This window comes from Bacillus sp. FSL K6-2861 (assembly GCF_038630725.1).
GTDB classification, from domain to species: domain Bacteria; phylum Bacillota; class Bacilli; order Bacillales; family Bacillaceae; genus Bacillus; species Bacillus velezensis.
Map to the genome: position 1 here is coordinate 2224511 of NZ_CP152037.1, position 19748 is coordinate 2244258.

The 19748-nt window shown below is 45.3% G+C and carries 20 protein-coding genes and 1 other RNA gene; 7 read left to right on the top strand and 14 right to left on the bottom strand.

The features are described from left to right. Positions 1–100: 100 nt before the first annotated feature. The 6 genes from NYE62_RS10790 to gerPC form a co-directional block, all read right to left on the bottom strand. Positions 101–970 carry a LysM peptidoglycan-binding domain-containing protein gene (locus tag NYE62_RS10790; protein WP_110124199.1) on the bottom strand — a complete coding sequence of 290 codons (870 nt, stop codon included), beginning with the start codon at positions 968–970 and terminating at the stop codon, positions 101–103. Positions 971–1205: 235 nt separating this feature from the next. After that, entirely contained in the window at positions 1206–2984 is a 1779-nt protein-coding gene (gene recQ / locus NYE62_RS10795; RefSeq protein ID WP_020955932.1) for a DNA helicase RecQ, read from the bottom strand. A gap of 107 nt (positions 2985–3091) precedes the next feature. After that, a non-coding RNA gene (gene ssrS, locus NYE62_RS10800) (6S RNA) lies at positions 3092–3277 on the bottom strand. A gap of 215 nt (positions 3278–3492) precedes the next feature. Next, entirely contained in the window at positions 3493–4119 is a 627-nt protein-coding gene (locus NYE62_RS10805; RefSeq protein ID WP_044802226.1) for an FMN-dependent NADH-azoreductase, read from the bottom strand. 144 nt (positions 4120–4263) lie between these two features. Beyond that, positions 4264–4755 carry a TraR/DksA C4-type zinc finger protein gene (locus tag NYE62_RS10810; protein WP_015417624.1) on the bottom strand — a complete coding sequence of 164 codons (492 nt, stop codon included), beginning with the start codon at positions 4753–4755 and terminating at the stop codon, positions 4264–4266. An 83-nt stretch (positions 4756–4838) separates the two neighbouring features. After that, the gene (gene gerPC / locus NYE62_RS10815; RefSeq protein ID WP_105937626.1) at positions 4839–5219 is read right to left on the bottom strand and encodes a spore germination protein GerPC; all 381 of its coding nucleotides are present in this window, start codon (positions 5217–5219) and stop codon (positions 4839–4841) included. Between the two features lie 92 nt (positions 5220–5311). On the opposite strand from gerPC, the gene NYE62_RS10820 reads away from it, so the two are divergent. Continuing rightward, complete coding sequence (locus tag NYE62_RS10820; protein WP_044802224.1) at positions 5312–5545, top strand: hypothetical protein; 234 nt, start codon at positions 5312–5314, stop codon at positions 5543–5545. Here NYE62_RS10820 and NYE62_RS10825 read toward each other — a convergent pair. Then, positions 5532–6014, bottom strand: coding sequence for an Hsp20/alpha crystallin family protein (locus NYE62_RS10825; protein ID WP_003153787.1), 483 nt, complete (start codon positions 6012–6014; stop codon positions 5532–5534). The two genes, NYE62_RS10820 and NYE62_RS10825, sit on opposite strands and share 14 nt — an antisense overlap. A gap of 70 nt (positions 6015–6084) precedes the next feature. On the opposite strand from NYE62_RS10825, the gene NYE62_RS10830 reads away from it, so the two are divergent. Both NYE62_RS10830 and NYE62_RS10835 read left to right on the top strand, forming a co-directional pair. Then, entirely contained in the window at positions 6085–6357 is a 273-nt protein-coding gene (locus tag NYE62_RS10830; protein ID WP_014418114.1) for a hypothetical protein, read from the top strand. Beyond that, on the top strand, positions 6354–6587 hold the full coding sequence (locus NYE62_RS10835) for a hypothetical protein (RefSeq protein ID WP_003153785.1): 234 nt from the start codon (positions 6354–6356) through the stop codon (positions 6585–6587). The genes NYE62_RS10830 and NYE62_RS10835 overlap by 4 nt, the downstream gene beginning before the upstream one ends. 44 nt (positions 6588–6631) lie before the next feature. On the opposite strand, the gene NYE62_RS10840 is transcribed toward NYE62_RS10835, so the two are convergent. The 3 genes from NYE62_RS10840 to NYE62_RS10850 form a co-directional block, all read right to left on the bottom strand. Then, positions 6632–6976 (bottom strand): PH domain-containing protein, encoded by a 345-nt coding sequence (locus NYE62_RS10840; protein ID WP_342496944.1) that lies wholly within the window; start codon positions 6974–6976, stop codon positions 6632–6634. Between the two features lie 293 nt (positions 6977–7269). After that, positions 7270–7410, bottom strand: coding sequence for a DUF4025 domain-containing protein (locus NYE62_RS10845; protein ID WP_003153781.1), 141 nt, complete (start codon positions 7408–7410; stop codon positions 7270–7272). 65 nt (positions 7411–7475) lie between these two features. Beyond that, on the bottom strand, positions 7476–7679 hold the full coding sequence (locus NYE62_RS10850) for a DUF6501 family protein (RefSeq protein ID WP_144664988.1): 204 nt from the start codon (positions 7677–7679) through the stop codon (positions 7476–7478). A 183-nt stretch (positions 7680–7862) separates the two neighbouring features. Between NYE62_RS10850 and NYE62_RS10855 the strand changes: the two genes are divergently transcribed. The 3 genes from NYE62_RS10855 to NYE62_RS10865 all read left to right on the top strand — a co-directional run bounded on the left by NYE62_RS10855 (position 7863) and on the right by NYE62_RS10865 (position 12171). Further along, entirely contained in the window at positions 7863–9350 is a 1488-nt protein-coding gene (locus NYE62_RS10855; protein WP_003153776.1) for an aldehyde dehydrogenase family protein, read from the top strand. Between the two features lie 95 nt (positions 9351–9445). After that, positions 9446–11329 (top strand): prenyltransferase/squalene oxidase repeat-containing protein, encoded by a 1884-nt coding sequence (locus NYE62_RS10860; RefSeq protein WP_342496945.1) that lies wholly within the window; start codon positions 9446–9448, stop codon positions 11327–11329. Then, positions 11326–12171, top strand: a complete 846-nt coding sequence (locus tag NYE62_RS10865) for a superoxide dismutase (protein ID WP_007407976.1) — start codon at positions 11326–11328, stop codon at positions 12169–12171. Before NYE62_RS10860 ends, NYE62_RS10865 begins: the two co-directional genes overlap by 4 nt. 39 nt (positions 12172–12210) lie before the next feature. Here NYE62_RS10865 and NYE62_RS10870 read toward each other — a convergent pair whose 3' ends face one another. Next, entirely contained in the window at positions 12211–13548 is a 1338-nt protein-coding gene (locus NYE62_RS10870) for a sodium-dependent transporter (RefSeq protein WP_007407975.1), read from the bottom strand. A 199-nt stretch (positions 13549–13747) separates the two neighbouring features. Here NYE62_RS10870 and NYE62_RS10875 point away from each other — a divergent pair, with 199 nt between their 5' ends. Then, a complete protein-coding gene (locus NYE62_RS10875) occupies positions 13748–14719 on the top strand; it encodes a bile acid:sodium symporter family protein (protein WP_144664662.1) in 972 nt (323 codons plus the stop codon). A 27-nt stretch (positions 14720–14746) separates the two neighbouring features. Here the strand turns inward: NYE62_RS10875 and NYE62_RS10880 are convergent, their stop codons facing one another. The 3 genes from NYE62_RS10880 to sucA all read right to left on the bottom strand — a co-directional run bounded on the left by NYE62_RS10880 (position 14747) and on the right by sucA (position 19664). Beyond that, entirely contained in the window at positions 14747–15493 is a 747-nt protein-coding gene (locus NYE62_RS10880; protein WP_342496946.1) for an MBL fold metallo-hydrolase, read from the bottom strand. A gap of 73 nt (positions 15494–15566) precedes the next feature. Then, a complete protein-coding gene (gene odhB / locus NYE62_RS10885) occupies positions 15567–16814 on the bottom strand; it encodes a 2-oxoglutarate dehydrogenase complex dihydrolipoyllysine-residue succinyltransferase (protein WP_007407972.1) in 1248 nt (415 codons plus the stop codon). 15 nt (positions 16815–16829) lie between these two features. After that, positions 16830–19664 carry a 2-oxoglutarate dehydrogenase E1 component gene (sucA, locus tag NYE62_RS10890; protein ID WP_144664661.1) on the bottom strand — a complete coding sequence of 945 codons (2835 nt, stop codon included), beginning with the start codon at positions 19662–19664 and terminating at the stop codon, positions 16830–16832. Positions 19665–19748 lie beyond the last annotated feature (84 nt).

Here is a 19748-nt window from a genome sequence, read left to right on the forward strand (position 1 = left end):
CTTTTTCTTTTTCCGCATATAACGATTATATACAGTCAAAAAAGGGAAGAAAAAAAGAACACAAAGCATTTCGCCTTGTGTTCTTCATCTCTATATGAAACTAGTCTAATACTTTAACATTTACTGTTCTGACGCCCCAGTTGTTAGCGTCACTTTTCTTTGCAACAAATACGTCAATTTTATTTCCTTTAATTGCGCCGCCTGTATCTGCTGCTGTTGCCACTCCGTAACCTTCAACATAAACCTTAGAGCCAAGCGGAATGACACTAGGGTCTACCGCGATGACTTTTGCATCAGGGTTTTTGTTTAAGTCAACACCGGTTGCCGTTACACCGGAAATGCCGCCGTCGTTAGCAGAGTAAGCAGTTGCAGTCATTGTCAGCTGCTTTTTAGGCTCTTGTTGGTTTGTATTTGATTGAACAGGCTGCTGTTTTGCTTCGACAGCCTTCGCTTCTTGTTTAGGTTGTTGTTCTTGAACAGGTTCTTGTTTAGGCTGCTCGTTTTTGACAGCTTCTTGTTTCGGCTGTTCTGTCTCGGCATCTGGTTTTTGTTCAGTTTGCGGCTGGCTGGCTTCTTGAGCCGGCTGTGCAGCCTGAGCCTGACCTTTCACATTTAACGTTGTGCCTGCGTAAATTATATCTGATTGCAAGTTATTCAAGCTTTTCAGATTGCCGACTGATGTTCCGAATTTCTGAGCAATTTTCCAGAGGCTGTCGCCCTGCTTCACTGTGTACTGCCCAGATGTGGTTGTTTCTACTGAAGAAATAGTCAGTTTCTCTCCTTCAATGATTAAATCAGAAGATAACTGATTCCATTCTTTTAAGTCCTTTAGGTTCACTCCGTTTTTTTGCGAGATCCCCCAGAGCGTGTCACCCTTTTGCACCGTGATTTCTTTAGCAGAAGCGTGAGCTCCAAATGCAGTTGTTGAAATTGCTGCAACTGCGACAAAGGACATAATCGTCTTCTTCATAAGTAAATCCTCCCTTGTTAGCTTTTTATTGGCGGCTAACAGGTGATATCGTAACATATGAAAATGTCAGTTCAATAACAAAACGATTTGAATTAGATTACAGTTCCTTTACATGAAACATTTCTCTCGCTTGGTAAGTCTTGCTGAAACCTTGATACAGCAAGGGTTTTCAAGCTTCTGATTTTCCCGGCGCCAATGAAAAACACAATGTGCAAATTTCTAAAAAAACTTTTTTTCACTCTGTTTCTCTTACATAATTTCGGATTTCTTCTAAAAAAACCGCTCCGTATTTCAATCTTTTTTGTTCCCCGACCCCTTTTACGGAAAGAAGATCCTGATCTGTTTTCGGAAGTTTCGCCGACATTTCTTTTAACGTCTGATCTGAGAACACGACAAATGGAGGCACACCCTGTTCAGCTGCAATCTCTTTGCGGAGACGCCGGAGAAGCTCAAATAATTCATCATTCTCGGTAACGGCGGCGGCCTGTAAGGCTTCTTTTCTCGAGACTGCGCTTTTTCCAAGCAGAACGTCCCTGCCTTTTTGGGTGACCATAAGCGTCGGAAATGTGCCGTCCGCCATTCTGATATATTCATCTGAAATAAGGAATTCGATAAAATCACTGATTTCCGCTGCGGATTGATGCTTCATAATGCCGTAAGTGGACAGGCTGCTGAAGCCGTTTTCCAGCACTTTTTTATTTTTTGACCCGCTAAGCACCTGCGCCACCATCGTTTTTCCGAAGCGCTCATTCATTCTGATGATGCATGACAATACCATCTGCGCTTCTTTTGTGACGTCATGGGCGGTCCTTGTATCAGTGCAATTGCCGCATGCTCCGCAAGCTTCCGCCTCATTCTCGCCGAAATACTTCAGAATAAACCGCTGCAGGCAATCTTCCGTATGACAGTAATCCACCATCTGTCTCAGTTTTTTGAGATCCTGCTTTTGTTTTTCTTCTCCGGCGGCCGATTGGTCTATTAAAAAACGCTGCACCATAATATCCTGCGGCGAAAACAAGAGCACACACTCGCTGTTAAGACCGTCGCGCCCGGCCCGTCCGGCTTCCTGGTAATAGCTCTCCATATCTTTCGGAATCTGCGCGTGTAAAACGAACCTGATGTTGCTCTTATCGATTCCCATTCCGAAAGCGGACGTAGCTACCATCACTTGTATCTGATCGTTAAGAAACCGCTCCTGCTGGTCTTTTCTGTCATCATCCGCCAATCCGCCGTGATAACGGCCGGCATTGATGCCGCTGCGTTTTAATTTCTCATATAAACGGTCGGTTTCTTTTCTTGTCGCTGTATATATAATGCCGGCTTCGTGTTTATTTTTTTCCAGATACCGCTCGATAAACCGGTCTTTGTTTTCGCCCTTTACTACTTTAAACGTTAAATTCTCTCTGGCAAAACCGGTATATACAGTTTGTTCTTTCTTAATATGAAGCTGTTTGCAGATGTCATCATGAACCTCAGGCGTAGCCGTCGCCGTTAATGCGATGATGACGGGCGGTTCTTTTAGTTCATTAAAAAGGATTTCGATATTCCGGTAACTCGGCCTGAAATCATGTCCCCATTGCGATATACAGTGAGCTTCGTCAATGGCGACAAGAGGAACCGTAATATTCTGCAGGATGTGAATGAATTCAGAAGAAGTCAAACGCTCCGGTGTGATGTAAAAGAGCCGGTAAGCCCCTTGCTTCAAACCGGTCAGGCGCTCATGAATGTCACGGCTTGTCTGGGTACTGTTAATATAAGCTGCCGCGATACCCGCTTCTTCAAGCGCGTCGACTTGATCTTTCATTAAGGAAATAAGAGGGGAAATAACGATTGTGGTTCCTTCAAACAGCAGTGCGGGAATCTGATAGCAGATTGATTTTCCGCCCCCTGTCGGCATAATGCAGACCGTGTTTTTTCTTTCCTCTGCAACTGATTGTATCGCCTGCTTTTGGCCCGCGCGAAGACTGTCGTAGCCAAAATAATGCGCCAGAAGGGATTGGGCTTTCTCCAGCATATGTTGTAAAACCTCACTTTGTCTTTGATTCTTTTATTTTATCATACTGATAAAGTACGCTGCTCAAGGGCAATTCAAAATAAAAAGCCATCTCCGCAAGGGAAATGGCTTTCGCTACGTATGCCGTACGCAAGTAAGAAAGTTTTAAACCACCACTCCTCAAAGTGGGTGTTTGCAGAAGCGTTCCTGTCGTCCTCTGCAATGGAGGCATGACATTCCGGCTTCGATATAAAACTCCCTATTACAGCTTAAAGGTTAAAACTTAATTAACAATACGAACAATGTAGCTTCTCTTATATCCTACACCATCAGTCGTATTTTGGCAAGAGGGTTAATTCTTTTACAGAAAACCTTTTTTCTTTGTGAAAAATGCTTTATTCTACATAAAAATTGTTTTTTCGACAAAATATCAATATATCAATATAAGATCAGATCGAAAGCTGCCGCCAGTTTCTTCTATAATAGAAAAAACTCTCACACCCTGTATGGGCGCAAGAGTTAATGGAAATTAGAATTTTGCAGCCAGATCTTTCGCTTCTTGCAGTCCTTTTTCAATGATCGCTTGAGCGTTATCCGGTGCAGCATTATGGCCTTCAACGACAACAGTGTGAAGATCTTGGACACCCCAGAAACCGAGAACGGTTTTCATGAAGTTTAATGACATTTCAAGAGATGCCATCGGTCCTTCAGAATATACGCCGCCGCGTGCGTTTAAGAGCGCTACTTTTTTATCTCCCATCAGACCTTTAGGGCCTTCAGGCGTGTATGTGAAAGTAACTCCTGCGCGAGACAGGTAATCAACATAAGTATGAAGCACAGCAGGCACTGTGAAGTTCCAAAGCGGGAATGCAAACACGACTTTGTCAGCTTTGACGAATTGATTTAAGTAAATGTCAGCAGTTGACGCTTGTTTTTTCTCTTCGTCTGTCATTTCAATTCCTTTTGAAGCTTTGAATGTTCCGTTAATCATATCTCTTCCGAGGTAAGGAAGGTTTTTTTTATGAAGATCAAGTTCGATCACTTCATCATTCGGATTGTTTTCTTTATAAGCAGCCAGAAACGCTTCGTATAATTTTACGGATACGCCTTCTTCAGCCGTACGATCACTTGATTTTACAAATAATACTTGAGACATTCTAAATTCCTCCCGGTAATCTTTTAATATTTACTTACAAATAGTATGTTACTTTCTTTTTTATATAAAGTCAATGATTTTATTTCGATTCTGAGATTTTTTATGGAATAAAAAAACAGGTACATATGAATGTACCTGCTGCTATTATTGTGAATCCTGCTCGCGATCCAGGATTTCGTAAGTTTGTGAGCTTTTTTGATCAACGGTTTCTTTATTTGAGAGGTCTTTCACCTGCTCGTGAAATTCTCTTTCATATGACGGAGCGTCTGTTTTCACATCCCCTTCTGTTTCTCGCTGCGCTTCGACGGTCATTCTGGCGTACGGCACGGCTTCAAGTCTTTCATAAGGAATTTCTTTTCCTGTTTTCTCGCAAATCCCGTATGTTCCTTTTTCCATTCGTTCAAGCGCAGCGTTCACCTCATCTAAAAGATTCTGATCGACACCGTCCAGCGTCTGATTCGTGACCCTGTCCAAATAAATGCTTCCGTGATCAGCTAAGTGATTATCTACTCCGTTCGACAGTTCTCCTGTGTCTTCGCTCATTGAATGATTTTCTTTTGATTCTCCCTGAAGACTTTCCTTTAAATCGATTAATTTATGATAAAGGCTGTCCTGCTGTTCTTTTGATAATGACATATTCATCATCTCCTTTTTCGTCTGTATTCTTCGCTGCATCTGTTAATACATACCCTCGAAAAAGGAGGATGAAACAATTGAGGTCAATGCTTTCTCCCCCTGATGGTGACATTGGGTGTCTGCTGCTTTGTCTGTCTTTTTTCTTTCGCAGCGTCATTTTGCCGGTTGTCCCCAAATTCTTCAGCGCAGGCTTGTTTAAGCCTGTGCGCCGGTGTATGGTAAGTGGCGCCGATATTCAGCATACCGCTCAGCTCTTCTATACTCAGCTTTTCAAAATCAATATTGTATTCAACCTTGTCCACTTTGACGTGCTCAATATGGACATATGTTTTTTCCCCTTCAACCGTTTGCGGCTCAAAATGACACTTATCCTGAAGCTCATCAAGCTGTTGTTCCACTTTCTTAAGCCGGTCTAATTCTTCTTCACACACTTTTTTGAAAATCTCTTTCATTATTTTTTTCAAAGAAAATCACTTCTTTCCCCGTCACTCTTGGAAAGTTCTATGCGTCCCGCATTGCGAATATATAAACATGATATACAAAAAGGAGGCGAATCATGATGTTTTTTCCATCCGTTATCAACTTTGAGTATATAAAAGTGAACGGAATCAGCGGCGGAGCAGCTTTTAACACCGGCTCTTCCGTTATGGTGAGAAACACAGCAGCCAATAAAAGAAATGAAGGGTATGGTGAACAAAACGGTGATTGCACCGTTGTCGTCATCCCTATCATGAGTATCGATGATTCAGATCTGATAGACGGCACAGCAAACAAGATCAGCCTTCGATAATGATCTGGCTTGCATCCCCCAGATGTTTAGCAATCGATATATATAAAATCCCGTCTTTGAATACCGCCTGCATTCCCTTCGTTCCCTGAGCGGAATGCGGAAGGTCGAGTTTTTTTTCAAAATCGCCGTATTTTCCGGTCTTCTGTTTAAAATCCTGTTCATTAAAAAAGGATTTTCTCGTGCCTTTTACGACGATATATTCTCCGTAGGACAGCAGCTGAACATCTTGTTTCCGGTAGCCGGGCAGATACAGCAAAAATTGGAGCTCATCATGGGTTTCCACAATATCTATAAGAGGAAAAGCATCCTCATTTCTTCTCATTTGCCCATCTCCCTGTTGAAAGGGAAAATGAGAATGGCCGTTTTGAAATGATTTCAGTTGTTCATCATCAAAAACGTTTTTCCAAAAGTCGCCGCCGGACATGTTTTGCGCCATTTCCATCCACTGCTTCATCTTATCGAAATCCATTTTTATCGCCCCCTATCTAAGCATACGGTCATAACAGCCGGCATACACCTGTATTAAAGGAGGTTTGCCTGTGGTTCAACCAACTCCATATATCAATATTAATATTTTCATGTTGAAAATTAATTCCTTTGAAAATGCTTCAGCGGTGAATGTCGGACAAAATTTACTGGCGGAATGGCAGAATTCTGATAAAAAGAATCAGGGATACGGACAGAACTTCGGAGATGCAAGCGGCTTCATCGGCACGAACGGCAAAGTGGATGACCGGGATCAAATTGATTCTCCATCTGCCTTTGAGTCTGCATGCGATAAAATCCCTGCCGGAAAAGGAGGCCCATTATGATGTTTTCGCCGGTTTTGGTAAATGTAGGAGGCTTTAAAGTAAATGCAGTCGACCGCGGTTCTTCCATTACGATCGGCCCGTATCAGCAAATCGATTATTTTTTATCCAATAAGATCAACTACGGATTCGGTGAAGAAAATGGTGATTTGGCGCCGATTTATATCCCCATCAGTTCTATTGCTGATCCGGATCTCATTGATTCGAACTCCGGAAAAACAAGCATTATATAATAAAAAGGCCATCCGCATGCATTCGGATGGCTTTTATGTGATATTTAACTGCATAAGTATTTTGTTAAGATGGCTTGAACCTCAGTCAAGTCCGTTTCTTTTGCAAATTCCAATTCGAAAGTTTTTCCCCTTGTTATTAATACAAGCCCGGTATCTGGATCAAACATCCCCGCTTCTTGAATGGCGAAGCTTTCAATTGTTTTATATGGAAGAAATACGCGCACTTTCTTTTTGGAGAACATTTTATTATCAAAGAAAATCACTCGTTTATTCGTAAAGCATATTTGGTCAACCCGCAGTTTATAAATCGTTTCGATCCGTTCTCCCTCAACGAGCAAAGCCTCCAGCTTTTTTGTGTCGGTTGATCTGCTGACAGAAAAAATTCCCAATGAAGAACCCCACTTTCTGCTTCTATACTATTGTTTTATTACAATCATAAAAAAATAAGTTCTTTATCCCTATATAAGAATACGACATAGACGGCATTTAAACCATTACGAACAGATTACATTTTTAGAACGTTCATCAAAAAAGCCCTTCGCGAAAGGTGCCGCTGTTATGAAGTAGTACGGTTCAGCGAAAGAAAAGGTTTCAAGAAAACGGTGTTTTTTTCGAAAAGTCAGTTTTTTATTTCCGCCATAAAAAACCGCGGCTTCTCCAATGCCGCGGTTTCAACAAAACATCAACGATCCGTATCTTCAATTGTTCCTTCTTTATAGGTATCTGAAATTTGTTCCATCGTCGTGTCGGTGCCTTCTTCAGGTTGCACTTGCTGAAGCTGATCTGATGTTTTATTTTGTTTGTCTTGCTCTGTTTTTTTCATTTTGCAGCCACCCTTTATATGTAGTCTTTTTTAGTATGGCTCAGGCAAAATAAATTCATTCAGCTTTAAACTTCTTCAAAATACTCTTTGTAGAAGCCTGCGACTTTGTTTGTATTGTCTACAACAAAAATGAATTCTTCTGTTTCATTTTTGACTTCATACTCTTTACCCGGCGTCAGCACATTTTTGACAATGTATTTTTTCGCATCTGTATGTACGCATTTGACCTTTTTGACGCTTTCTTTTGTCTGCCAATTATTATGAATCATTTATAAAACTCCTTTTCTTAATCGATAAGCTTATTGTAGCCGTTTTTTCTTGTGAATTGCAATAACGGTTATCAATTGATTTTACCGGGGCTGTTATTATAGAATGACTGTATGCGCTTACTTTGCGCGGACATCAAGATGCTCAAAACAGACCATAAAAAAATTTCGGGAGGTTTGTTACGAATGAGTTCTTTAACGATGCAGATCACAAAAAGGCTGGAAACATTTTTACAGGGCACGAAGAAACTTTATATTGACGGAAAATTTGTTCCGAGCGCTTCAGGATCAACATTTGTCACACCGAATCCGGCAACCGGAGAAACGCTGATGACGCTTTACGAGGCACAGACAGAAGACATTGACAGTGCAGTGAAAGCGGCACGCAAAGCCTTTGATCACGGCGAATGGCGCACTATGCCGGCCGCTTCCAGAAGCAGGCTGATGTATAAGCTTGCCGATTTAATGGAAGAGCACAAAACGGAACTCGCGCAGCTTGAAACACTTGATAACGGAAAACCGATTAATGAAACGACGAATGGGGATATTCCGCTTGCAATTGAGCATATGCGTTATTATGCCGGATGGTCTACAAAGATAACCGGACAAACGATTCCGGTCGCCGGCTCATATTTTAATTACACCCGCCATGAGCCTGTCGGCGTCGTGGGGCAGATCATCCCTTGGAACTTCCCGCTCCTTATGGCGATGTGGAAAATGGGCGCCGCCCTTGCCACAGGCTGCACAATCGTTTTGAAACCGGCGGAACAGACACCGCTGACCGCCCTCTATTTAGCGGAATTAATAGATCAGGCGGGCTTCCCTGACGGCGTCATCAATATTGTCCCAGGGTTCGGCGAGACGGCCGGGGAAGCGCTGACCAACCATGACGATGTCGATAAACTCGCTTTTACCGGCTCTACAGAAATCGGCAAAAAAATCATGGAAAAAGCCGCAAAAAAAATTAAACGCGTGACACTGGAGCTTGGCGGAAAGTCACCTAACATCATTTTGCCTGACGCCAATTTGAAGAAAGCCATTCCCGGCGCTTTAAACGGGGTCATGTTTAATCAGGGGCAGGTATGCTGCGCAGGCTCCCGTGTCTTCATTCACAAAGACAAATATGATGAGGTCGTCAGCGAAATGGTTTCATATGCGAAATCGCTTCAGCAAGGCGCCGGCCTTCACCAAGATACACAAATCGGCCCGCTCGTCAGTCAGGAACAGCATGAGCGCGTGCTTTCATATATTGAAAAAGGAAAAGCGGAAGGAGCCAAAGCTGTCGCGGGCGGCAGCTGCCCGTTTGAAGAAGGGTATTTTGTCTCCCCGACTGTATTTGCGGATGTGGATGACAGCATGACCATCGCAAAAGAAGAAATTTTCGGCCCTGTTTTAGCCGCCATTCCGTATGATACGGTAGATGAAGTCATTGAGCGGGCGAACCGCTCGGAATACGGCCTTGCAGCCGGACTTTGGACTGAGAATGTGAAAAACGCCCATTACATTGCTGACCGTCTCCAAGCCGGCACCGTTTGGGTCAACTGCTACAATGTTTTCGATGCGGCATCTCCTTTCGGCGGCTATAAGCAATCCGGCCTCGGGCGGGAAATGGGCTCTTACGCGCTGAATAATTATACAGAAGTGAAAAGCGTCTGGATCAATCTGGAAGATTAATCAAACAAGAAACTGCTGCCTGTCAGCAGTTTCTTTCTTTTGTCATGCCGCCTTTTACATATGAATATATATGCTTCTGAAGGAGTTGAGCGAGTGTGAGCACAATTCATGAAAACGTCAGAAGCCGCCAAAAGAAAACCATCTCCCTATTAAGAGAAACGCAAAATGCGGACGGCTCATGGTCATTTTGTTTTGAAGGACCGATTTTGACAAACGCCTTTCTGATCCTCCTCCTCACTTCTCTTGGAGACAATGATAAAGAACTGATCGCTGAGCTTGCAGAAGGCATTCGCGCTAAACAGCGCCCGGACGGAACTTTTGCCAACTATCCTGATGACCGGAAAGGAAATGTGACCGCCACTGTACAGGGCTATGCCGGCTTGCTGGCTTCCGGTTTATATAGCCGTTCTGAGGCGCATATGATTCAGGCCGAACGCTTTATCATCTCAAATGGCGGCTTGCGCAACGTACACTTCATGACAAAGTGGATGCTTGCGGCAAACGGCCTTTATCCATGGCCCGCGCTGCATCTGCCATTATCTTTCTTAGTCATTCCCCCATCCTTCCCGCTGCATTTTTACCAGTTCAGTACATACGCCCGTATTCATTTTGTACCGATGGCCGTGACGCTTAACAAAAGATTTTCGCTGAAAAATCCCAACGTTCCGTCTCTCGCGCATTTAGATCGGCATATGACTAAAAATCCGTTTACATGGCTTCGTTCCGATCAGGATGAGAACAGAGACCTCTCTTCTCTTTTCGCGCACTGGAAGCGGCTTTTGCAGAATCCTGCCGCTTTTCACCAGCTCGGTCTGCGTACGGCCAAAACGTATATGCTTGACCGGATTGAAGAAGACGGCACATTATACAGCTATGCGAGCGCCACTATTTTTATGGTGTACGGCCTGCTCGCTCTCGGTGTATCGCGCCACTCCCCCGTTATCAGAAAAGCACTTGCCGGCACGAAAGCTTTGCTCACGTCTTGCGGCGATTTACCGTACCTGGAAAACTCAACGTCGACCGTTTGGGATACGGCGCTTCTCAACTATGCGCTTATGAAAAGCGGCATCTCAGATAACGATCAGATGATAACCAGCGCCGCCCGGTTTCTGCGTGAACGGCAGCAGACGAAAGTCGCTGATTGGGCCGTTCACAACCCGCATGCTGAACCGGGAGGATGGGGTTTTTCAAACATCAATACAAATAATCCTGATTGTGATGACACAGCCGCAGTGCTCAAAGCCATTCCGCGAAAACTTTATCCCGCCTCATGGGAACGCGGACTGAGCTGGCTTTTGTCCATGCAAAACAGTGACGGCGGCTTCTCTGCTTTTGAGAAAAATGTCAATCATCCGCTGGTCCGCCTGCTGCCGCTGGAATCGGCTGAGGAAGCGGCCATCGATCCTTCAACAAGCGACTTAACCGGACGGGTGCTGCACTGTTTAGGAGAAGCGGGGCTTTCTTCTGATCACCCTCAGATTGAAAAGGCCGTCCAATGGCTGATCCGCCATCAAGAAGAGGACGGATCGTGGTACGGCAGATGGGGTGTCTGCTATATTTACGGCACATGGGCAGCGCTGACAGGGATGAAGGCTTGCGGCGTGAGCCAAAACCACCCGGCCGTGAAAAAAGCGATCCGCTGGCTGAAGTCCATTCAAAACGAGGACGGAAGCTGGGGAGAATCCTGTAAAAGCGCAGAAGTCAAAACCTATGTTCCGCTTTCTTACGGGACGCTTGTACAGACGGCTTGGGCGGCCGAAGCTTTGCTGCAATACGAAAAAACTCATCATCAAGCCGTCACAAAGGGCATATCTTTTCTTATTGAAAACCGGCATTACGAAGGCGCCGCTTTCAGCTATCCGACCGGAATCGGCCTGCCGAAACAGTTTTACATCAGGTATCACAGCTACCCGTATGTGTTTTCTTTGCTTGCGCTCAGCACTTTTATGAAAATGAGTGAAAAGGAGGAAGAAAAATGAAACGGCACGCTTATCAAACCGAGATGCTGAATTGGTGTGAAACCTTGAAGGAACAAGTCATTCAGCAAGGTCGGTTCGATCGCTTCGCGGCACAAATCGACCGGATTTTTCACACCCTTCAGGATGATGGATTAACGGAGGCGGAATGGTACGAACAGGCATCGGCACTTTACCGGGACATTACTGAACCCGAAGAGCCGGATGAGCGCAGAGCTTATGTGCCGATCGGCAAGCATGTCCTCCCTAAACTGCCTTACAGTTATTCCGCACTGGAACCGTATATTTCAAGAGAGATTATGAAACTCCACCATACCAAACACCATCAGAGCTATGTTGACGGTCTGAATAAAGCAGAACTAGAGCTCAAAAAAGCGAGACAGACGAAACAGTACGACTTAGTGGCACATTGGGGGCGACAATTGGCGTTTCACGGCGCGGGCCATTATTTGCACAGTATTTTCTGGTTTTCGATGAATCCAAACGGAAAAAGACGGCCGACGGGTGCACTCTTTCAAATGATTGATGTGTCATTCGGAAGCTACTCCGCTTTTAAAGAGCAATTTTCTCAAGCGGCGAAAAAAGTCGAAGGAGTCGGCTGGGCTATCCTAGTCTGGGCGCCGCGCGCCGGGCGGCTGGAGATTTTGGCCGCTGAGAAGCATCAGCTCTACAGCCAGTGGGACGTCATTCCTTTGCTTCCGCTGGATGTGTGGGAACACGCTTATTACTTACAATATAAAAACGACCGAGCGGCTTACGTGGATCAATGGTGGAATGTCGTTGATTGGCGGGAGGCGGAGAAACGGTTCGAGCAAGCGCACCGCGTGATATGGCCGCTTTATTAAAAAAGCCCCCGTCTTGAACGGGGGCCTGCTTCTTTTGGTTTAAAAAATACCAAGCACGTGCAGAAAAACGATAATAATGGCTACAGGAGCCACATAACGGATTAATAGGAGCCAGACTGCAAACCATTTTCGTTTTATACCGGAACCGCTTTTCAGTTCGTCAAACAGCATCTGTTTCGGGATTTTCAACGGTACGAAAACGGCAATTAAAAGCGCGCCCAGCGGCATTAAGACATTGCTGACCAGAAAATCCGCAGCGTCAAAAATACTGCGGTGAAAAATAGAAACATCACTCAAAATTCCGTACGACAGCGCCGAAGGGACCCCGACAATAAATATAGCAAGTCCCCCGATCCATGCATACCGCTTCCGTTTTGCCGAATCGCCTTTTGACAAAACAGCAACTAAAATTTCAAGCATTGAAAAAGCCGATGTCAGCGTCGCAAATAAAAACAGCAGCAAAAAGGCGAGTAAAAACACGATGCCCAACGGCATTTGGTTAAAGACGGTCGGCAGCACGTTAAATAAAAGCTGCGGGCCTTGATCCGGCTTGAGGCCGAATGCAAACACCGCCGGAAAAATCGCCACTCCCGCCATCACAGCAACAAGGACATTTAATACCGTCACCGATACGGCGGATTGAACAATATTTTCTTCTTTTTCTAAATATGCGCTGTATGTAACCATTACGGACACTCCGACGCTTAACGAGAAAAATGATTGTCCCATCGCATATAAAATGGTATTGGCATCCATCGCGCCAAAATCAGGCATAAAAAAGAATTTTAATCCTTTTGCTGCATCATGCAGTGTTACGGAGCGGATCATTAAGAGAATAAACAGAATAAACAGAGCCGGCATCAGCACCTGGCTCACTTTTTCAATGCCGCTGCTCACCCCTTTTGCCACAACTAAAATCGTCAGCACGATAAACAGCAGCTGGCCGAAAACGGCTGCATAAGGATTTGAAATGGTATCGATAAATAACGTATCAAATCCCGAAGAAAGCGATAAGCCGCCTGTAAAGCCTTTTATAATGTAGATTAATATCCATCCCCCCACTACGCTGTAGAAGGATAATAGAATAAAACACGTAATGATTCCGAGATATCCGATCCAGTGCCACTTTTTCCCCGGCGCGAGCGCCTTATAGGATTCAACGGCGTTTTTTTGTGTTTTTCTGCCGATAATAAATTCAGCAAGCAAAAGCGGCAGTCCGATTAAAACAGTAAATAAAATAAAAACAAGCAGAAAAGCGCCGCCTCCGCTGGTTCCCGCTACGTAAGGGAACTTCCATATTGCGCCGAGCCCGATTGCAGAGCCGGCCGTAGCTAAAATAAATCCCAGCTTAGATGACCATTGATTAGCTTCTTTCACTTCAGCACTCCCAATTCATTTCAGTATAAAAATCAATTGTAAGAATATATGTCTGAATAGTCAAGAAGATGTTAGTTTACATAATAATTTTATTGAAAACTTATATTTAATATTGAATTATTCAGAAAATTATTTATAATGGAATACAGAAAAGTCAGTCATATTTTCTGACTGATTTAATGTAAAAGGAGCTGTGTTTATGGAATGGCTGAAAAAAATAAGCGGGTTTGCGGGCCAAACCTTTGGCTTGTGGGTTATCGTCTTTGCCGGTTTAGGATTCGCCTGCCCTGATTTGTTTTCTTGGATCAGTTCTTATATGACGATTTTCCTTGGTATTATTATGTTTGGGATGGGGCTTACTCTTCAAGCAGACGATTTTAAAGAATTAATCAGAAAGCCTTGGCATGTCGTGATCGGAGTCGCTTGCCAGTTTACGATTATGCCGCTTACGGCTTTCTGTTTATCAATCGGGCTCCGCCTCCCCGCAGAAATCGCCGCGGGCGTCATTCTGGTCGGATGCTGTCCGGGCGGTACGGCATCAAACGTCATGACGTTTTTGGCGAAAGGCAATACGGCGCTTTCTGTTGCGGTCACCACGATCTCAACATTGCTTGCTCCTATTGTAACGCCGGCACTTATTATGTTGTTTGCGAAAGAGTGGCTCCCCGTTTCTTTCGGCTCACTGTTTGTTTCCATTATGCAAGCCGTGCTTTTGCCGATCGTCCTCGGGGTGATTGTGAAGCTGTTCTTCAAAAAACAGGTCGGACAAGCCGTGCACGCGCTTCCTCTCGTGTCGGTAATCGGCATCGTAGCGATTGTATCCTCTGTCGTCAGCGTAAATCGTGAGCATCTGCTTCAATCAGGACTGCTGATTGTGTCTGTCGTCATCTTACATAACGGAACCGGATATTTGTTAGGATTCCTGACTGCAAAGCTGTTCAAAATGGATTATGCTTCACAAAAAGCGATTGCGATCGAAGTCGGAATGCAAAACTCCGGACTGGGCGCAGCGCTTGCGACAGCGCATTTCTCCCCTTTGTCAGCCGTGCCGAGCGCAATTTTCAGCATATGGCACAATCTGTCGGGGTCTGTTCTTGCCACCTACTGGTCTAAGAAAAAAGAGAAAAACAGCGCCGAAGAAGAAGAAACGGCAAAGATTCCGTTTTCATAACTGAACAAGGATAGGCTGCTGCCGCTCCTATCCTTGTTGATTCTGCAGATCACGAATCAGACGCAAAAGCGCTTTTTTTACATCCCCCTGAAATAAACCTCCATGATAACAAATCAATTGGCGGATATCATAATCGAGCAGCCGCTGCACAGAACGGACCGCATCATCCATATGTAACGTATAGCCGGGATTAGCAAGGTTCAGCTTTCCGTCTTCAATGACGACCGCATCACCTGTGACCATAGTTTTTTCGGCAGGCAGATAAAGACTGATATGGCCGGGTGTATGACCCGGCGTGGCTACAACGCGAATGCCTCCGCACCAAGGCAGCAGCTCGCCGTCAGTAACTGTCCGGTGAACTGGAGCCGATTCGACTGATTGAAGAGAGCGGATGAACTGTTTTGCATAAGGCTTTGCATCGTCTGGCAATGAACAAAACGTTGATTCAGCCTGCTCAAGCCGTAAAGATTTTTTAGAGCCGTCAATATACGGCGCTTCACGCTCATGTACTGTCACGCTGACATCCGGATGTAAACGGTATAATGCAGCGAGTGAGCCGATATGGTCTATGTCGTGATGCGTTACAATGATTTTTGTCAATGAATGAAGCGACATTCCATGCCGGGCAGCGGCATGTTGAAGATGGTTTGTAAAACCGGGATATCCGCAGTCTATTAATATCGTGTCATGTTCGTCTTGCAGAAGAACCGGAGTGATAGAATGCAATTCTTCATTATATTCAAATTCGATCTCAAGCGGATAACAGCTTTTCATATAAATTCTCCCCTTCTCTCAATAAAAAAAGTACACTGCTTGTAAGGGCAGTGTACTTTTTGTCTGTCTCAAATTATCCTTCCAGCAACAGCTGTTCCGGATCTTCAAGCAGGTTTTTAATGGTGACAAGGAATCCGACCGCTTCTTTACCATCTACAATTCTGTGATCGTATGATAAAGCGATGTACATCATCGGACGGTTTTCAGAGCGCTCCGCATCAATCGCTACTGGGCGCAGCTGAATTTTGTGCATACCTAAGATCCCAACCTGAGGGCTGTTTAGGATCGGTGTTGACATAAGCGATCCGAATGTACCTCCGTTTGTGATCGTGAAGGAGCCTCCTTGCAGCTCACCTAATGTTAATTTATTGTTTCGCGCTTTCTTCGCAAGTTCGCCGATCTCTCTTTCAATGCCGGCAAACGTCAGGCGGTCAGCGTCACGCACGACTGGGACGACAAGCCCTTCTTCAGCCGCGACAGCAATACCGATGTCATAGAATTTTTTCACGATCAGCTCATCGCCTTGAATTTCAGCGTTAAGGAGCGGGAATTTTTTCAATGCAGCCACGACGGCTTTTGTAAAGAACGACATGAAACCGAGTTTTACTTCGTTTTGCTCAAGGAATTGGTCTTTGCGGCGTTTTCTTAGATTCATAACGGCCGTCATGTCAACTTCGTTAAATGTAGTCAGCATCGCAGAAGTCTGCTGCACTTCAACCAATCGTTTCGCGATCGTCTGTCTGCGGCGGGACATTTTTTGCACTTCGACAGGTTTGTCAAAGCTTTGCTGTGTTTTTGGAGCCTGCTGTTTCGGCTGTGCCGCAGGTTTTGAAGCCGGTTTTTCATAAGCTTCCACATCTTGTTTGCGCACGCGGCCGAGCGGGTCTCCCGTCGGAATTTGTGATAGATCAATTCCTTTTTCCCTTGCCAGCTTGCGTGCAGCCGGAGACGCTACCGTTCTGGATTTCGCTTCTGATTGTGCTTCCTGGCTGACTTCTTGTGCAGCAGGTTCAGCTTTTGCTTCCTCTTTCGTTTGTTCATTGGCTGGAGCACTTTCTGAAGGGGCGGGTGCAGAACTTTCGCCAGCGCCTTCTGTAATGGTACCGATAATTTCTCCTACTTGGACGGTATCACCCGAATCTTTCAATACCTCTTTTAGAACACCCGATTCTTCTGCTGTCAATTCAACATTTACTTTATCCGTCTCCAGTTCAAGCAAGTACTCACCCTGTTCTACATAATCACCGGGCTGCTTTAACCATTGGGCTATCGTTCCTTCTGAGATTGATTCTGCTAATTCAGGTACCTTAATTTCCGCCATTTTTTCATTTCCCCCTTAGTTTTTGCGAGTCAAGCTATCAGATACAATGCGTTCCTGTTCTTTTTTGTGGACTGTCGGATCTCCTTCTGCGGGACTGGATCGTCTTCTTCGGCCGATGTATTGGACATTTACTCCTTTTGGCGCGATTTCCGTCAGATACGGGCTGATATAACTCCATGCCCCCATGTTCTGCGGCTCTTCCTGAACCCAAACGATCTCTTGCAGGTTCGGCAGTTTGGCGAAAAGCTCCTTCGTATCTTTTGCCGGGAACGGATACAGCTGTTCGATTCTGGCAATATGAAGCCAATCCTTATCGCCTTCCATTTTGTTGAAGTGATCGCTGATATCAATTGACACTTTTCCGCTTGATAATACGACGCGAGTCACTTTTTCGTAAGCATGGGAAAGACCGGACTGCTCATAGACAGGCTTGAATCGGCTTTCGCTCAGTTCCTGCACTTCAGATACCGTATTCGGGTTGCGCAGCAGGCTCTTCGGCGTCATGATCACAAGCGGGCGGATTTCCTCACGAAGCAGCATTTTCGCTTGTCTTCTTAAAATATGGAAATACTGAGCCGCACTTGTCAGGTTGGCCACCGTCCAGTTGTTTTCCGCCGCCAGCTGCAGGAACCGCTCGACGCGGCCGCTGGAGTGTTCAGGGCCCTGCCCTTCGTAACCGTGAGGCAGCAGCATGACCAGTCCTGATTTTTGTCCCCATTTTGCCCGTCCTGCAGATATGAATTGATCAAAATAGACTTGAGCCGCATTGGCAAAGTCCCCGTACTGCGCCTCCCACATCACAAGCGTTTCAGGCGAATACACGTTGTATCCATATTCAAAGCCGAGAACCGATCCTTCAGAGAGCGGGCTGTTATGCACCGTAAATGAAGCAGCGCAGTCGTCTAAGTGATGGAGGGCAACAAATTCTTCTCCTGTTTCGCTGTCATGCAGCACAAGGTTTCTTTGAGCGAACGTTCCGCGCTCTGAATCCTGTCCGGTCAGCCGGATCGGCGTGCCGTCTTTCAAAATGGAAGCAAACGCAAGCGATTCAGCCAATGACCATTCAACTTTACGGTCATCATCAAACGCTTTTGCACGTCTTTCCAGAATTCTTTTCAGCTTGCCGAACACGTTAAAAGATTCCGGCCAGTTGATAAGTTCGCCGTTCAGCTTGCGGAGAACATCAAAATCAATGGATGTGTCAACATCTGGAAAACCGTTGGACACCGGTTCCGGCAATTCAATTTCCCGTACGGCGTCTTCTTTTTTGGCGGGCACCTTTTTATAGGCGTCTTCAATTCGTTTTGTCACTGTCGTTTCGATGTTTTGCGCTTTTTCCTCGCTGATCAGTCCTTCACTTACGAGTTTTTCCGCAAAGATCCGCTTGACAGTCGGGTGTTTTCTGACGGCGTCATACAGCATCGGCTGTGTCGTTGACGGCTCATCCATTTCATTGTGGCCGTACCGTCTGTACCCGATTAAATCGATTAAGAAATCTTTATTGAACCGCTTCCGGTATTCAACCGCAAATTTAACGGCTGACAGGCATGCTTCCGGATCATCCGCGTTGACGTGAACGATCGGGATTTCATAGCCCTTCGCCAAATCACTGGCATATTTCGTGGATCGTGATTCATCGCTTTCAGTTGTAAAGCCGATCATATTATTGGCGATGATATGAATGGCCCCGCCGACCTGATAGCCTTTCAGAGAGCTTAAGTTCAGCGTCTCGGCGACAATGCCTTCTCCCGGGAACGCTGCGTCACCGTGAATTAAAATGGCGAGCGATTTTGTTTCGTCTTGAACCGGGTACCCCTTTTGCGTTCTTGTTTCCTGTGCCGCCCGCGTGCTTCCTTCAACAATCGGATTGATGAATTCCAAGTGGCTCGGGTTATTTGCAAGCGTAATCCGCGCGCTTTTGGTTTCAGCATCCTGAAGCTGTCTGTCTGCACCGAGGTGGTATTTTACATCGCCCGTCCAGCCGTAGCTGATGCCGGTCGATCCTTCAGACGGCACAAGGTCTTTATTCGGCGCGTGCTGGAATTCTGAGAAAATAATCTCATACGGTTTGCCGAGCACATGCGCAAGCACATTTAAACGGCCTCTGTGCGCCATCCCGATATTGACATTGGTTGTGCCCGCTTTCACAGACTGGGCGATAATGTCGTCAAGAACCGGCACAAGCGCGTCTAATCCCTCAATTGAGAAACGCTTCTGACCGACGAATGTCCGGTGTAAAAATTGTTCAAATCCTTCTACTTCCGTCAGTCTTTCTAAAACGGCTGACAGTTTTTCCGGTGAATTTTTCCGGAACAGTTCTCCGGATTCGACCATTTTTGTAATCCATGCACGCTCTTCGAAATCATGCACATGGTCAAACTCGAAGGAGATGGTTCTTTTATAGGTATTGCGTAAATGCTGGATGGCTTCTAAGCCGTTTGTTATATTGGCAGGTGCGTCTTTACAGATGACAGACGCGGGTATTGCTTTCATTTCTTCTTCTGTAAGCCCGTACTCGGATAACGGAAAGAGCTCGCTCTTTTTCGGATCCTTTCTGAGCGGATTGACGGAAGCGTTCAGATGGCCATAGGTTCGAATATCTTCTGCAAGTTTAACTGCTGCTGCGATCTTTTGAATCAGATCTGCGGTGACGCGTCCCTGTTCCTTTGTTCCCGATGCCTCTTTTATTTGGCTTGGCGGAGCGCCGAGTTCGTCAAACATGTCTTTCAGATCCGGATCAATGCTGTCTGGATCTTCAGCATATTGGTCGTACAGCTCCAGTGCGTAGCCGAGGTTCGGTCCGTAAAAATCTTCCCAATTCATTCTTTGTTTCATATTATTTTGAAACATTTGAATATTACCCCCAACCTAGATAATCAAGTGATCAATTCACTATCTTGAAATAACTTTTGAACGCTGTGCCCAAAATTATGT